This window comes from Exiguobacterium sp. TNDT2 (assembly GCF_003331145.1).
Lineage (GTDB): Bacteria > Bacillota > Bacilli > Exiguobacteriales > Exiguobacteriaceae > Exiguobacterium.
In genome coordinates, this window is the sequence record NZ_QLVE01000026.1 from 1 (window position 1) to 14,344 (window position 14,344).

Annotated in this window: 14 protein-coding genes; all 14 read left to right on the forward strand. The window is 51.4% G+C overall.

Annotated elements, in window-relative coordinates:
* Positions 1-113 precede the first annotated feature (113 nt).
* The 14 genes from tilS (at position 114) to lysS (ending at position 14,070) form a co-directional block, all read left to right on the forward strand.
* Positions 114-1,343 (forward strand): tRNA lysidine(34) synthetase TilS, encoded by a 1,230-nt coding sequence (gene tilS / locus DPV68_RS12335; protein WP_198662312.1) that lies wholly within the window; start codon positions 114-116, stop codon positions 1,341-1,343.
* Positions 1,344-1,378: 35 nt separating this feature from the next.
* Positions 1,379-1,924, forward strand: a complete 546-nt coding sequence (gene hpt, locus DPV68_RS12340) for a hypoxanthine phosphoribosyltransferase (protein ID WP_021068188.1) — start codon at positions 1,379-1,381, stop codon at positions 1,922-1,924.
* Between the two features lie 105 nt (positions 1,925-2,029).
* Positions 2,030-4,057, forward strand: a complete 2,028-nt coding sequence (ftsH, locus tag DPV68_RS12345; protein ID WP_114167107.1) for an ATP-dependent zinc metalloprotease FtsH — start codon at positions 2,030-2,032, stop codon at positions 4,055-4,057.
* Positions 4,058-4,152: 95 nt separating this feature from the next.
* On the forward strand, positions 4,153-4,917 hold the full coding sequence (locus DPV68_RS12350; RefSeq protein WP_114167108.1) for a type III pantothenate kinase: 765 nt from the start codon (positions 4,153-4,155) through the stop codon (positions 4,915-4,917).
* Positions 4,918-4,938: 21 nt separating this feature from the next.
* A complete protein-coding gene (gene hslO, locus DPV68_RS12355) occupies positions 4,939-5,865 on the forward strand; it encodes an Hsp33 family molecular chaperone HslO (protein WP_114167109.1) in 927 nt (308 codons plus the stop codon).
* An 86-nt stretch (positions 5,866-5,951) separates the two neighbouring features.
* On the forward strand, positions 5,952-6,905 hold the full coding sequence (gene cysK / locus DPV68_RS12360) for a cysteine synthase A (RefSeq protein WP_114167110.1): 954 nt from the start codon (positions 5,952-5,954) through the stop codon (positions 6,903-6,905).
* Positions 6,906-7,029: 124 nt separating this feature from the next.
* Positions 7,030-8,379, forward strand: a complete 1,350-nt coding sequence (locus DPV68_RS12365; protein WP_232819638.1) for an anthranilate synthase component I family protein — start codon at positions 7,030-7,032, stop codon at positions 8,377-8,379.
* A complete protein-coding gene (pabA, locus tag DPV68_RS12370; RefSeq protein WP_114167112.1) occupies positions 8,376-8,960 on the forward strand; it encodes an aminodeoxychorismate/anthranilate synthase component II in 585 nt (194 codons plus the stop codon). Before DPV68_RS12365 ends, pabA begins: the two co-directional genes overlap by 4 nt.
* Complete coding sequence (locus DPV68_RS12375; RefSeq protein ID WP_114167113.1) at positions 8,944-9,774, forward strand: aminotransferase class IV; 831 nt, start codon at positions 8,944-8,946, stop codon at positions 9,772-9,774. The genes pabA and DPV68_RS12375 overlap by 17 nt, the downstream gene beginning before the upstream one ends.
* On the forward strand, positions 9,771-10,556 hold the full coding sequence (gene folP, locus DPV68_RS12380; protein ID WP_114167114.1) for a dihydropteroate synthase: 786 nt from the start codon (positions 9,771-9,773) through the stop codon (positions 10,554-10,556). Before DPV68_RS12375 ends, folP begins: the two co-directional genes overlap by 4 nt.
* Positions 10,549-10,914, forward strand: a complete 366-nt coding sequence (gene folB, locus DPV68_RS12385) for a dihydroneopterin aldolase (protein ID WP_198662314.1) — start codon at positions 10,549-10,551, stop codon at positions 10,912-10,914. Before folP ends, folB begins: the two co-directional genes overlap by 8 nt.
* Positions 10,911-11,414, forward strand: a complete 504-nt coding sequence (folK, locus tag DPV68_RS12390; protein WP_114167115.1) for a 2-amino-4-hydroxy-6-hydroxymethyldihydropteridine diphosphokinase — start codon at positions 10,911-10,913, stop codon at positions 11,412-11,414. Before folB ends, folK begins: the two co-directional genes overlap by 4 nt.
* Positions 11,415-11,493: 79 nt before the next feature.
* Entirely contained in the window at positions 11,494-12,432 is a 939-nt protein-coding gene (dusB, locus tag DPV68_RS12395; protein WP_232819639.1) for a tRNA dihydrouridine synthase DusB, read from the forward strand.
* A gap of 147 nt (positions 12,433-12,579) precedes the next feature.
* Entirely contained in the window at positions 12,580-14,070 is a 1,491-nt protein-coding gene (gene lysS / locus DPV68_RS12400) for a lysine--tRNA ligase (protein WP_114167117.1), read from the forward strand.
* The last annotated feature ends 274 nt before the right edge of the window (positions 14,071-14,344 follow it).

The window sequence follows — 14,344 nt, forward strand, 5'->3', positions numbered from 1 at the left end:
CGCCCTTTCACGGCGGTAACACGGGTTCGAATCCCGTACGGGTCACTTACCTAAGCGAAAAGAAGCCATCTCACTCGAGATGGCTTCTTTTGTTATATCAAGGAGGGCGACGGATGACGAAAGTATTGATTGCTGTGTCAGGTGGAGTCGATTCGGTCGTCTTGTTGGATCGGGTCATTCGGAACGGTATGGAAGTGGGCGTGGCCCATGTCCATCATGGACTGCGTCCCGACTCGGATGAAGAGTATGAATTTGTGCGACGTCTGGCCGACTCGTACGACGTGCCGTTTCATGGCAAACGGTTCGCTTTCCCGAACGGTGGTTCACAAGCTGCTTACCGGACGGCACGTTATGCATTCTTTGAAAAAGTCATGCGTGCGTTCGGATATACACAACTGATGACGGCCCATCACGCGGATGATCAACTCGAGACGGTCCTCATCCAGCTACACCGTAACGTCGTCGAAGTAACAGGGATTCCCGAGCGTCGTCCGTTCGCAGGAGGGGAGCTCGTCCGCCCACTCCTATCGGAACCGAAACGAGAACTGATCGCTTACGCCGAGCGTCATCGGCTCGAATGGCGAGAAGATTCGAGCAATGCTACGAGCGATTATTTGCGCAATCAAGTGCGACATCAGATTGTGCCCCAGCTCCTCGCGTCACAACCGAATCTCGTTCAAATCGTGACCGAGACGGCGCGGCGTCAACACGATCTGTGGCGGACCCGCTACCGTCAGATGGAGAATTGGATCCAGGACAACGTGCAGCTCGAGATGAAAGCGTTTCACGTGAAAACAGATGATTTGATGCATTTGAATGCTGTCGAACGATACACCGTTGGGCGCCTGCTCTCAAGGTGCTATGGGGTAGAGGTGGGGACCGCGCTGGATCGTCTGTTAACGAGTGCCCAAGGTTCAGGCTACTTCGACTTAGAGGGGCCATGGATCCTGCGGAAACAAGATGGGATGTTGTCGTTACAAACAACCGCTCAATCGGTCCTAGCCCCAGAGCAACAAGTAGTGACGACACTCCCGGCACGCGTCACGTTCGGGGCGACGCTAGTCTCGTTAGACATTGAGGAAGGTACGGACGGTATTCCGCTCGAGGCGATCGAGTTGCCGTTGATCATCCGCTCTGTCGAGGCTGGAGACGCGATGAAACTGTCCGTCGGGACGAAAAAAGTCGCCCGCATCTTCATTGACGCGAAGATTCCGCGAGAAAAACGGCCTTTTGTCCCATTGGTAGTTGACGCGACGGGACGGATTATCGCTATAGTAGGGGTAAGAGTTTCCGATTTTCCAGATAAGTCGGGTGCGATGTGCCCACGATTAATGGTAAAATGATGATTGTGTCGGATAAGAAAGAGGAGGATTTCAAGATGTCATTAATGAACGATATGGAGAAAGTGCTGATTTCAAGCGAAGAGATTCAAGGTAAAGTGAAAGAACTCGCTACCACGCTTAGCGAAGAATATAAAGAAGAGTTCCCACTCCTCGTCTGCGTATTAAAAGGTGCGATGCCATTCATGTCAGACCTCGTCAAAGAAATGGACATCCATTTAGAAATGGATTTCATGGACGTGTCGACGTACCACGGCGGAACGTCATCGACAGGAGAAGTCAAAATCGAAAAAGATTTAAATACATCTGTAGAAGGACGCGACATCTTGATTGTAGAAGATATCATTGATAGTGGGCTCACGCTCGGTTATCTCGTCGACCTGCTCAAGTACCGCAAAGCCAAATCGGTCAAAATCGTGACGTTGCTCGATAAACCGACGGGCCGTAAGAATGGATTGTCGGCTGATTATAGCGGATTTGTGATTCCACATGAGTTTGTCGTCGGTTATGGTCTCGATTATGAAGAGAAATATCGTAACCTTCCGTACGTCGGTGTGCTCAAGCCGAGTATTTACGGGGGCTAACGTTTTTCTTTTGAAAATGGGTCGTGTTAAGATAAAAGAAATACCCAAAGTATACACATATACTGAATGGGCGAGAACATCGTTTCTCGGAATAGGAGGCAGAGAATGAATCGTGCAGTGAAAAACACCTTAGTCTTCGGTGTGATTTTCCTAGCCTTGATCTTGTTCCTTCAATATTTACAAAACCCGAATAGCCAGAGCGAGACGCTTACGTATTCGAAGTTCTTGGAATATGTGGAAGAAGGTCGAATTGAAACGGCAACCGTACAAGAAATTCCGGGAGCTATCTCAATCACAGGAGATCTAACAGGAGATGAAGATCAGCGTTTTGAAACAAATATCCCGGCTAATGAAGCCGAATACGCCGAAGTGCTTTCGTCACTTCGCGCGGATACCGACATCCAAATCGAAGAAGCAGAGTCGAGTGGTAGCTGGTTCAGCATCGTATTCGCGATCTTACCGTTTATCATCATCTTCATCTTATTCTTCTTCTTGCTCAACCAAGCCCAAGGTGGTGGCGGTGGTGGTCGTGTGATGAACTTCGGGAAATCGAAGGCAAAACTATACGACCAAGAGAAGCGCCGTGTGACGTTCCAAGACGTCGCTGGAGCAGACGAAGAAAAACAAGAGCTCATCGAAGTCGTTGAATTCTTGAAAGACCCACGCAAGTTCTCGAAACTCGGTGCGCGGATTCCGAAAGGTGTCTTGCTCGTCGGTCCACCGGGAACAGGTAAGACGCTTCTCGCCCGCGCTGTAGCAGGTGAAGCCGGTGTTCCATTCTTCTCGATTTCAGGTTCTGATTTTGTCGAGATGTTCGTCGGTGTCGGGGCATCACGTGTTCGTGACTTATTCGAGAACGCGAAGAAGAACGCACCGTGTATCATCTTTATCGATGAAATCGATGCGGTCGGACGTCAACGTGGCGCTGGTCTCGGTGGCGGACATGACGAACGTGAACAAACGCTTAACCAACTTCTCGTCGAGATGGATGGATTTAGCGATAACGAAGGCATCATCATGGTTGCCGCGACGAACCGTCCGGACATCCTTGACCCAGCCTTGCTTCGTCCAGGCCGATTCGACCGTCAAATCACGGTTGATCGTCCAGACGTCAAAGGTCGGGAAGAAGTCCTTAAAGTTCATGCGCGCAACAAACCGCTTGATTCAACAGTCGACTTGAAGTCGATCGCGCAACGGACACCTGGTTTCTCAGGGGCTGACCTTGAAAACTTGTTGAACGAAGCAGCACTCGTTGCAGCCCGTTCGGATCGTGCGGCCATCTCGGTCGTCGATGTAGAAGAAGCGATTGACCGTGTCATCGCTGGTCCTTCGAAGAAGAGTCGCATCATCTCGGACAAAGAACGCCAAATCGTTGCGTACCACGAAGCGGGTCACACGATTATCGGTCTCGAACTCGAGAATGCGGATGAAGTGCATAAAGTAACGATCGTTCCTCGTGGAAACGCCGGCGGTTACGTCGTCATGCTTCCAAAAGAAGATCGCTACTTCATGACGAAGCCAGAACTTGAAGACAAAATCGTTGGTCTCCTCGGGGGCCGTGTGGCGGAAGACGTCATCTTCGGTGAGGTGTCAACAGGAGCAAGCAATGACTTCCAACGTGCGACTGGTATCGCCCGGAAGATGGTCATGGATTACGGGATGAGTGACAAGCTCGGACCGCTCCAACTTGGGTCGAACCATGGTGGACAAGTCTTCCTCGGCCGTGACTTCCAAACGGAACAAAATTACTCGGATGCGATTGCACAAGATATCGATCTTGAAATCCGGGATATCATCAACCGTTGTTACGCGAAAGCGAAACAAATCTTGACGGATCGTAGAGACGATCTCGAACTCGTCGCGAAGACGTTGCTCGAAGTCGAAACGCTCGATTCGAAACAGATTCGTCACTTGATTAAGACGCGCGAATATCTTCCGCACGAACCGGAAGAGCCGTCTGAACCATCGAAAGATGATGCAAACGACGAAGCGAAGAAAGATGAGGCGGCCGTCAAGCACGGACAAGTCATCGATCAGCCTGGAGTCGTTCAAGAAGCGAAGCCGGACGTGGTTCCTGAAGGCGATAAGCCGGAAGCGACACCGACGGAACGCCCGAACAGCGATTTACGTTAAGACGAAATGGACGAATGCCCGAAACAAGGCATTCGTCTTTTTTCGTGTTATAATTCGAGCGAACTGTAATTGACAACAAAGTGAGGAACGCTATCATGATTTTAGTGATCGATGTTGGGAATACAAATATTGTCCTCGGGATGTATGACGGCGAGACGCTCGTCCATCATTGGCGCATCTCGACAGACCGCACGAAAACGACCGACGAGTACGGAATGCTCGTCAAGTCGCTGTTTGACCACTCGAACGTCTCATTCGATCAGATTGACGGCGTGATTCTGTCTTCGGTCGTTCCACCGGTCATCTTTCCGCTCGAGCAGATGTCGCAACGCTATTTCAATGTCCGGCCGATTGTTGTCGGTCCTGGCGTGAAAACCGGTCTCGACATTCATGTCGACAATCCGCGCGAAGTCGGTGCAGATCGCATCGTCAACGCGGTCGCGGGAATTGCCAAGTATGATGGACCACTCATCATCGTGGATTTCGGAACGGCGACGACATACTGCTATATCGATAAGAATCGCCGTTATCACGGAGGCATCATTTCACCAGGGATCATGATTTCGGTCGAGGCGCTCTATCAACGAGCAGCCAAGCTGCCGCGCATCGAGCTCGCGACACCGCCTACGGTCGTTGGGAAAAATACAATTCAAGCGATGCAGTCCGGGACATATTACGGCTATGTCGCACAAGTCGACGGGATTGTCGGTCGTATGAAACGTGAAGTCGGAGAAGCGACCGTGATTGCCACGGGCGGGCTCGCGCGTTTGATTAGCGAGCATGCCGAGACGATTGATACCGTGGATTCATTTTTGACGCTCGATGGGCTTCGTCTCATCTATGACCGCAACCAGAAATAAAACTTAAAGGAGTTACTCGATATGATTCAACCAGAACAACAAGCATTACTTGACCAAATGAAAGCCGATTACCTCGTCCGGGCCCTCGGGTTCAACGGGGAAGTCCGCGCGTTTGCCGTCCGGACGACGAAAACGATCTTTGAAACGCAACTCCGTCACCAGACGACACCGGTCGCTTCAGCAGCGCTCGGGCGCACGATGACAATCGGGACGATGATCGGTGCGATGCAAAAAGGCGCCGCTCGCGTGACACTTAAAGTCGAAGGTGATGGACCGATCGGGAAGATCATCGTCGATGCTGATACGGCGGGAGACGTGCGCGGTTACGTGTCACATCCTCGTGTCGAAGGCGGCACGTTCGTGAATGATCACGGTTTGACGAAGTTGAAAGTCGGTGAAGCCGTCGGACGCGGGACGATTTCGGTCATTAAAGACCTCGGTTTGAAAGACTTTGTCGGTGGCTCGTCTGAGATTCAAACGGGTGAGATTAGCGAAGACTTCACGTACTATTTCGCGACGTCAGAACAAGTGCCGTCAGTCGTCGGTGCAGGTGTCCTCGTCCTCCCGGAAGATGAATCGATTCTCGCGGCCGGTGGCATTATCGTTCAATTGATGCCGGATGCGTCAGAAGAGACGATTCAAGCGCTTGAACAGGCGCTCAAGACGTTCCCGCCAGTGTCGGTCCTCATCGGGGAAGAAAAGACACCGGAAGAGATGCTCCAAATGCTTCTTGGCGATAGCCTCGAAGTGTTGGATCAAAAGCCGGTCCAATTCAATTGCACATGTGGCCGCGACCGCATGGAAAGCGCGATTATCGGGCTTGGCACTGAAGAAATTCGTCAAATGATCGAAGAGGATGGCGGCGCCGAGGCGGTTTGCCACTTCTGCGGGGAGAAATACCACTTCTCGGCTGAACAGTTAGAAACGATGAAACAACAAGCACGCTGACCGCTTTGCTCCAAATTGCATATTTTGAATCTGATAGGGTATGATTACAATATCGGAATAGTCGGAATTATGGAGGAGGAAATGAAATGCGTATCGTAGATTCAGTGACAGACTTGATTGGAAAGACACCGATTGTGAAGTTGAATGGGTTGACGGGCGACAATGATGCCACCGTTTACTTGAAATTAGAGTACATGAACCCAGGATCTAGCGTAAAAGACCGGATCGCGCTCGCCATGATTGAAGCGGCGGAACGAGAAGGGGTCTTGAAACCAGGAGATACGATTATCGAACCGACCAGTGGGAACACAGGAATCGGTCTCGCCATGGTCAGTGCGGCCAAAGGCTATAAAGCGATTTTGGTCATGCCGGAAACGATGAGCATGGAACGTCGCAATTTGCTTCGTGGCTACGGGGCCGAACTCATTTTGACACCGGGTCCAGAAGGGATGGGCGGAGCGATTCGCCGTGCGACGGAAGAGGCTGAACAAAACGGTTATTTCCTTCCGCAACAGTTCAACAACGAGGCTAACCCGAACGTTCACGAGATGACGACGGGGCCTGAAATCGTCGACGCGTTCGATGCGTCAGGCCTGCAAGTCGATGCGTTCATCGCCGGCGTCGGGACAGGTGGAACGATCACGGGAGCGGGTAAAGTGTTGAAAGCCCACTATCCGAACGTTCAAATCCTAGCGGTCGAACCGGTCGATTCACCGGTCTTGTCGGGCGGTAAACCAGGTCCTCATAAAATCCAAGGCATCGGGGCCGGGTTCATCCCGTCGATTCTCGATACGGAGATTTATGAAGGTGTCCTTCAAATCACGACCGATCAGGCGTTCGAATACGCACGTCTTGCGGCCAAAACGAACGGCGTGCTCGGAGGCATCTCATCTGGGGCGGCGATTGCAGCCGCTGTTGATACGGCGAAACGTCTCGGCAAAGGAAAAAACGTGCTCGCGATTATCCCGTCAAACGGAGAACGCTACCTCAGCACACCGCTCTATCAATTTGATGAAGAATCAGATAGCGTACGCTCATAAGCAAACGGCAGTTACCGGGAGACAACTTTTTTCGGTAACTGCCTTTTCTTGTGTACAATTAAAGGCATGAATCAGTGGAACGGGGGAATGTAGCGTGAGACGAACAGCGTTCAAAACCATGAGCATGACAAAAGAGAAAATGTACGACACGTACATGACATTGACCGAAGGGAAGAAGCACTACGCGTGGCTAGAGAGTGGACGCGTCGGCCGCTATACGATGGCCGGGATCGAGCCGTTCGCTACGCTTCAGGTGAAAGATGGGGTCGGGGCGTTCGCGACAGCAGAGGCGACGGAAACACTGTACGGTGAGCCGCTCGACATCGTCGAAACAATCCGGACCCGGTACGCCACCGAGCGGCCAGCTGGCGCTCCTCCGTTTTTTGGCGGGATGATCGGCTACGTGAGCTATGACGTGGCCCGAACGCTCGAACGTTTACCACGGCAGGCGGCAGACGACTTGGCGACACCGGACGTCTCCTTCTTGCTGTTCGATGAAGTAGCAGTCTTCGATGAAGAAGAATCGCTTTTATACGTGATGGTCACGGCCGACGAGCAAGCGGAGGCGAAGCTCGAGCGCTTTGCCGCCCTTTGGCGAACAGAAACACATTATGCGTTTCCGCCGCTTACGAGCGGAACGGTCGAGCGATCCCGTTCGCTGTCACAGGATGAATTCGTTGCGGCCGTGCAAAAGATTCAAGACTATATCGTCGAGGGCGATGTGTTTCAGGTGAACTTGAGCGTCCGGCAATCGGAACCGCTGCTCGCACACCCGCGTCACATCTACGACACGCTCCGGAAAGTGAACCCTTCACCGTATATGGGTTATTTCGTTGACGACTCGCTCACGATGGTGTCGGCTTCACCAGAACTGTTGCTCGAGAAACATGGCGCCGCCATCTCGACCCGTCCGATCGCCGGAACTAGACCGCGAGGCCGGGATGAGGCGGAAGATCTGGAACTGGCTCGGACGCTACTTGACAATGAGAAAGAGCGGGCTGAACACGTCATGCTCGTCGACCTTGAAAGAAACGACTTGGGCAAAGTCGCTTCTTACGGGACAGTGCATGTCGATGAGCTGATGGTCATCGAGAAGTACTCGCACGTCCAACATATCGTCTCGAACGTGCGCGGTCTGATGCGGGACGGCGTATCGGGAGCCGAAGCACTCGGCGCGATGTTCCCGGGCGGCACCATCACCGGGGCGCCGAAAATCCGGACGATGGAAATCATCGAGGAACTCGAACCGGTCCGGCGTGGGATTTACACGGGCTCATACGGCTGGCTCAGTTGGGATGATGACCTCGTGTTCAACATCACGATTCGGACGATGGTCGTCAAGGACGGGATCGCCCATGTTCAGGCTGGTGCCGGGATTGTGATTGATTCGAATCCTGAAGCGGAGTACGCCGAATCACTTTCCAAGGCGAAAGCGCTATGGACGGCGAAAGAAATGACGGAGGCGACGGTATGATTTTACTCATCGATAACTATGACTCGTTCACATACAATTTAGTTCAATACTTCGGGGAGCTCGGTGAACAACTCGTCGTCCGTCGTAACGATGACATCACGATCGAGGAAATTGAAGCGCTCGCCCCAAGTTATCTCGTCATTTCGCCTGGTCCGTGCACACCGAGTGAGGCGGGTATCAGCATCGATGCGATTCAGGCGTTTGCCGGTCGCATCCCGATTCTTGGCGTCTGTCTCGGACATCAAGCGATTGCTCAAGCGTTCGGCGGAAAAGTCGTCCATGCCGAGCGGCTCATGCATGGCAAGACGTCAGCGATTCAACATGACGGAAACACACTGTTTAACGGCATCCCGCAACAGACGATCGTGACACGCTACCATTCGCTCGCGGTCGAACAAGATGCGTTACCGTCGTGCTTGAAAGTCACGGCCGAGACGAGCTTGGGAGAGATTATGGCACTCCGGCATGAAACATTACCGATTGAAGGGGTCCAGTTTCATCCGGAAGCGATTTTGACAGAACACGGCAAAGACATGATTCGTAATTTCGTCGAGGTGTATCGCCATGTGGCTTTGGCATAACGGCGAACTGCGGGGCAGCTCTGAAGTAACGGTTCCGGTGGCAGATCACGGATTTTTATATGGGATGGGCCTATTCGAGACGTTTCGAACGTTCAATGGCATCCCGTTCTTGTTTGATCTTCACTGGGCACGTCTCGAAAAGAGCTTAGCGGAACTATGGATTGATTTACCGTATACGAAACAAGAGATGGGGCAGGCGATTCAAGACGTCGTTCGTCAAAACGGGACCCCGAACCTGTATGTGCGCTTGAACGTGTCCGCGGGGGTGGCGCCACTTGGACTCTACGACGGACGCTACACTCGTCCAAACGTGACACTGCTCGTCAAGCCGTTACCGGAATCGTTCCAGCCCACGGAAAAACGGCTGGAAGCCATCCCGTTTCCAAGAAGTCGGCCCGAAGCGGCCTTCCGCTTAAAATCCCATCATTATATGAACAATATATTAGGGAAGCGCATGCTTGTTGATCGGGAGGCGGAAGGACTGTTCGCCGATGACTCAGGACATGTCGTAGAAGGGCTTGTCTCGAATATCTTCTGGGTCGAAGCTGACCAAGTTTGGACGACGCCGCTCGCGACGGGACCTCTGGCTGGGGTCACGCGACGTTGGGTGATGGATACGTTTGAGGTGAAGGAACGTGATGTGACGTTTGCGGAACTTACACAGGCAGACGAGATTTGGTTGACCAATTCGGTTCAACAGATTGCTCCGGTCACAGACTATGCCGGGAACAGTTATCCAGGAAAAGACGGGGCAAAATTTAAAGCATGTTGGTCTGTCTTGTTGCATGCGATTGAAAGGGAAGAAACGCGATGACAAAAATCATGGGAATTTTAAATGTGACACCGGATTCGTTTTCGGACGGAGGACGGTATACGGCGCTCGAACAGGCGGTCGCTCACACCAAGCAACTCGTTCAAGACGGAGCGGACGCGATTGATATCGGCGGGGAATCGACACGGCCGGGAGCCCGGTTCGTCTCAGCGGAAGAAGAAATCGAGCGAGTCATTCCTGTCATTCGTCAACTGAAGCAAGAGCTCGACGTGCTCATCTCGATCGATACGTACAAACCGGTGGTGGCAAAGGCAGCATTAGAAGCCGGGGCCGACATCATCAATGACGTCTGGGGCTCGAAGTGGGGCGATCAGTCGATGGCACAAGTGGCACGGGCATTTAACGTCCCTATCATCTTGATGCACAATCGTGACAATCGAAACTATGGTCATTTCATCGAGGAGGTCGTCGGTGACTTGCATGAATCGATTGAAATCGCTCAAGCGGCAGGTGTCCCGGATGAGATGATTTGGCTAGACCCAGGAATCGGCTTTGCGAAAGACTATGCGCAAAACATGGAGTTGATGAATCGACTCGATGTGATCACGAATCTCGGTTATCCGGTGTTACTCGGGACGTCGCGAAAATCATTCATCGGTCAAGCGCTTGATTTACCGACCGAAGAACGACTGGAAGGGACATTGGCGACGACGTGTCTAGGCATTATGAAAGGCTGTGCGTGGATTCGGGTTCATGACGTACGAGAGAATAAACGAGCGTCACTCATGATGGACGCGATGCTGGGAGGCGGACAAATTGGATAAGATGTTTGTGAATGGGATGCGTTTTTATGGCTATCACGGTGTGTTTGCAGAAGAGAATCGACTCGGTCAACGGTTCAATATCGATTTGATGTGTGAATTGGATTTGGCGCCGGCCGGACAATCGGATGATTTGACAGACGGCGTCAGTTACGCGGGACTCTATCAATTGACGGAAGACATCGTCACTGGGGAGCCAGTCAATTTGCTCGAGGCGCTGGGCGAGCGCATCACGACGGCTGTCATGGCCCACAGCGACAAGATTCAAAGCGTCACCGTCAAAGTGATCAAGCCGGACCCGCCCATCCCGGGTCATTATGACTCAGTCGCAATCGAGATGACACGGAGACGGAACGTATGATGTACGTAGCGCTGGGATCGAACATTGGGGAGCGTGCCAACTATCTGGCAGAAGCGATTCAAGCGATGGCGGTAAACGGTCTTCAGGTGACGAAAGAGTCATCCGTATATGAGACGGCACCGGTCGGATACACAGATCAGCCACCTTTCTACAATATGGTCGTCGAAGTCGAGCCGTCCCTTTCTGCGGAGGCGGCCTTGCTTCAACTCCAGCAAATTGAACGGGACCTAGGGAGAGAACGACTATTCAAGAATGGACCGCGTACAATCGACCTTGACATCTTGGTCTATAACAGCGAAGATATACAATCGAAGCAGTTAACTGTTCCGCATCCACGGATGCATGAACGCGCTTTTGTCCTTGCCCCGTTCGCGGAGGTTGCTCCGGCGGTCGAGGTAAAGGGAATGACGGTGCGGGCGTTGCTAGAAGCCCTGCCTGCGTCGGAACGGCAAGACGTCGTCCGTCTCGGACCGTTACAATCATTGGTCAGCTCGGTTTAACGTTAGCAAAGGAAGTGGAGAAGTGTCAGGGTTCAAAATTGGTAACATCGATATAAAGAACCGCGCCGTCCTTGCCCCGATGGCCGGAGTGACAAACCCTGCGTTTCGTTTGATCGCTAAAGAATTTGGCGCGGGACTCGTCTGTGCTGAAATGGTCAGCGATAAAGGGATTTTATTGGAGAATGCAAGAACGCTCCGGATGCTGTACGTCGATGAACGGGAAAAGCCGCTCAGCCTTCAGATTTTTGGCGGTTCGAAAGATACACTCGTCAGAGCGGCCCAGTACGTGGATCAAAACACGAATGCGGACATCATCGATATTAATATGGGTTGCCCAGTCCCGAAAGTCACGAAGTGTGAGGCGGGTGCCAAATGGTTGCTCGACCCAGATAAAGTTTACGAGATGGTGAACGCCGTCTCGAATGCGGTCGATAAGCCGGTCACGGTCAAAATGCGCCTCGGTTGGGACGAAGACCATATTTATATTCTCGACAATGTTCGGGCGGCTCAATCTGGAGGAGCGGCGGCGATTGCGATTCATGGTCGTACGCGGTCTCAACAATATGAAGGAACAGCGAATTGGGATTGGATTGGCGAAGCCAAGAAGATTGCGACGGTTCCGATTATCGGTAACGGCGATATCTCGACACCTCAAGAAGCAAAACATGCGATTGATCACTACGGTGTCGATGCCGTCATGATCGGGCGGGCAGCACTTGGCAACCCATGGATGCTGTATCAAACGGTGCAGTATTTGGAAACGGGTGAACTTCCGCCAGAACCAGCGGCGCGTGAAAAAATCGACATCTGTATGTTGCACCTCGATCGCTTGATTGCCATCAAAGGAGAAGTGACGGCCGTTCGCGAGATGCGTCAACATGCGGCTTGGTACTTGAAAGGGTTGAAAGGCAGCGGCCCGGTTCGGAAGCAAATCAACGAAACGGAATCGCGAGATGCTTTTGGCATCGTGTTGTATCATTTTGTGGAACAGCTCGAGCGACAAATGCAAGAAGTGTGAACTAGTTTAACAAAGTGATTTGTGGTAAGCTTGTTTGGCGAAAAAGTGAACCACACAAGCAAACGGTTTAGGCTGTGCTGTTGGCCGTGAGGCTGACAGTTTTTTGTTAGGAACAACCCCAAAACGTATAGAGGAGTGAATGGAGTAGTGAGTCACGAGTTGGAAATGAATGACCAAATGCAGGTTCGATTTGAAAAAATGACCGAGATGCGTGAGCAAGGGCTTGACCCGTTCGGACGTCGGTTCGAACGTTCTGCCCATGCCGGTGAATTACATGAACAATATGAGGCGATTGAAAAAGAAGCCTTGGCCGAACAAGACGTCGAAGTGACGCTTGCCGGACGAATCATGACGAAACGTGGAAAAGGGAAAGTCTTTTTTGCCCACATCCAAGACGTCACAGGACAAATTCAAATTTACGTTCGTAAAAATGACGTAGGTGACGAACCGTTCGATTTATTCAAATCATCTGACCTTGGTGACATCGTTGGAGTGAAAGGGAAGCTGTTCAAGACGAACGTCGGCGAATTATCAATCCACGTCGAAGAGTTTGAATTGTTGACGAAAGCACTTCGTCCGCTCCCTGATAAATATCATGGCTTAAAAGATGTGGAACAACGCTATCGCCAACGTTACTTGGATTTGATTACGAATAACGATTCACGTCAAACGTTTATTCTGCGTAGCCGCATCATCTCGGAAATTCGGAATTTCTTGAACCATCGCGGTTACTTGGAAGTCGAAACGCCGATGTTGCATACAATCGCAGGTGGAGCGGCGGCCCGTCCGTTCTTGACGCATCATAACGCACTTGATATGGAATTATATATGCGAATCGCCATCGAGCTTCATTTGAAGCGCTTGATTGTCGGTGGTCTCGAGCGCGTGTATGAGATTGGCCGTGTCTTCCGTAATGAGGGGATCTCAACGCGTCATAACCCAGAGTTCACGATGATTGAATTGTATGAAGCGTATGCGGACTATAATGACATCATGGATTTGACGGAAGAACTCGTAGCGCACGTAGCCCAAGAAGTTCTTGGCACGACGGACGTTCAATATGGAGAAGATACGATTCATTTGGCTGTCGGTTGGAAACGTGCGCACATGGTCGACTTGGTTAAAGAAGAAACAGGCGTCGATTTCTGGCAACAGATGTCTGATGAAGATGCACGTGCGCTTGCAAAAGAGCACGGTGTCGAGATTCAAGACCATATGACGTTCGGTCACATCGTCAATGAATTCTTTGAGCAGAAAGTCGAAGAAACATTGTTACAACCGACGTTTGTCACGGGTCACCCTGTCGAAGTATCGCCATTGGCGAAAAAGAACGATGCAGATTCACGCTTCACGGATCGATTTGAATTGTTCATCGTTCGTCGTGAACATGCTAACGCCTTCACGGAATTGAATGATCCGATTGATCAGCGTGAGCGTTTCGAAGCACAACTTCTTGAGAAAGAAGCAGGGAATGACGAAGCCCATGAATTGGACAACGATTTCCTTGAGGCGCTCGAATACGGAATGCCACCAACGGGCGGTCTTGGAATCGGAATCGATCGCCTCGTCATGTTGTTGACGAATGCACCATCGATTCGTGATGTTCTATTGTTCCCGACGATGAGACATCAACAGTAAAGAATCGTTTTAACCTCTCGCTCTTACGGGCGAGAGGTTTTTCTGTGGAGAATGTTGCCGGGTTAAAGAGGCTAAAACTTTTTCAGAAAAACTTTTGCAAAAAGTCTTGCGTTCTATTTAGGGATGCGGTAAAGTAATAAACGTTGCCGCTGATGGCAGCGGAAAAGAATAAAAAAGTGGTTGACAACTGTGTCGATGACTTGTATTATTTTAAGAGTCGCCAATGAGCGACAGACGAACTTTGAAAACTGAACGATGAGGCAAAAAAAGTTTT

Bases quoted from the DNA above. Each gene is read 5' to 3' on its own strand.
- tilS (WP_198662312.1), top strand. From the start codon at position 114: ATGACGAAAGTATTGATTGCTGTGTCAGGTGGAGTCGATTCGGTCGTC.
- hpt (WP_021068188.1), top strand. From the start codon at position 1,379: ATGTCATTAATGAACGATATGGAGAAAGTGCTGATTTCAAGCGAAGAG.
- ftsH (WP_114167107.1), top strand. From the start codon at position 2,030: ATGAATCGTGCAGTGAAAAACACCTTAGTCTTCGGTGTGATTTTCCTA.
- DPV68_RS12350 (WP_114167108.1), top strand. From the start codon at position 4,153: ATGATTTTAGTGATCGATGTTGGGAATACAAATATTGTCCTCGGGATG.
- hslO (WP_114167109.1), top strand. From the start codon at position 4,939: ATGATTCAACCAGAACAACAAGCATTACTTGACCAAATGAAAGCCGAT.
- cysK (WP_114167110.1), top strand. From the start codon at position 5,952: ATGCGTATCGTAGATTCAGTGACAGACTTGATTGGAAAGACACCGATT.
- DPV68_RS12365 (WP_232819638.1), top strand. From the start codon at position 7,030: ATGACAAAAGAGAAAATGTACGACACGTACATGACATTGACCGAAGGG.
- pabA (WP_114167112.1), top strand. From the start codon at position 8,376: ATGATTTTACTCATCGATAACTATGACTCGTTCACATACAATTTAGTT.
- DPV68_RS12375 (WP_114167113.1), top strand. From the start codon at position 8,944: ATGTGGCTTTGGCATAACGGCGAACTGCGGGGCAGCTCTGAAGTAACG.
- folP (WP_114167114.1), top strand. From the start codon at position 9,771: ATGACAAAAATCATGGGAATTTTAAATGTGACACCGGATTCGTTTTCG.
- folK (WP_114167115.1), top strand. From the start codon at position 10,911: ATGATGTACGTAGCGCTGGGATCGAACATTGGGGAGCGTGCCAACTAT.
- dusB (WP_232819639.1), top strand. From the start codon at position 11,494: ATGGCCGGAGTGACAAACCCTGCGTTTCGTTTGATCGCTAAAGAATTT.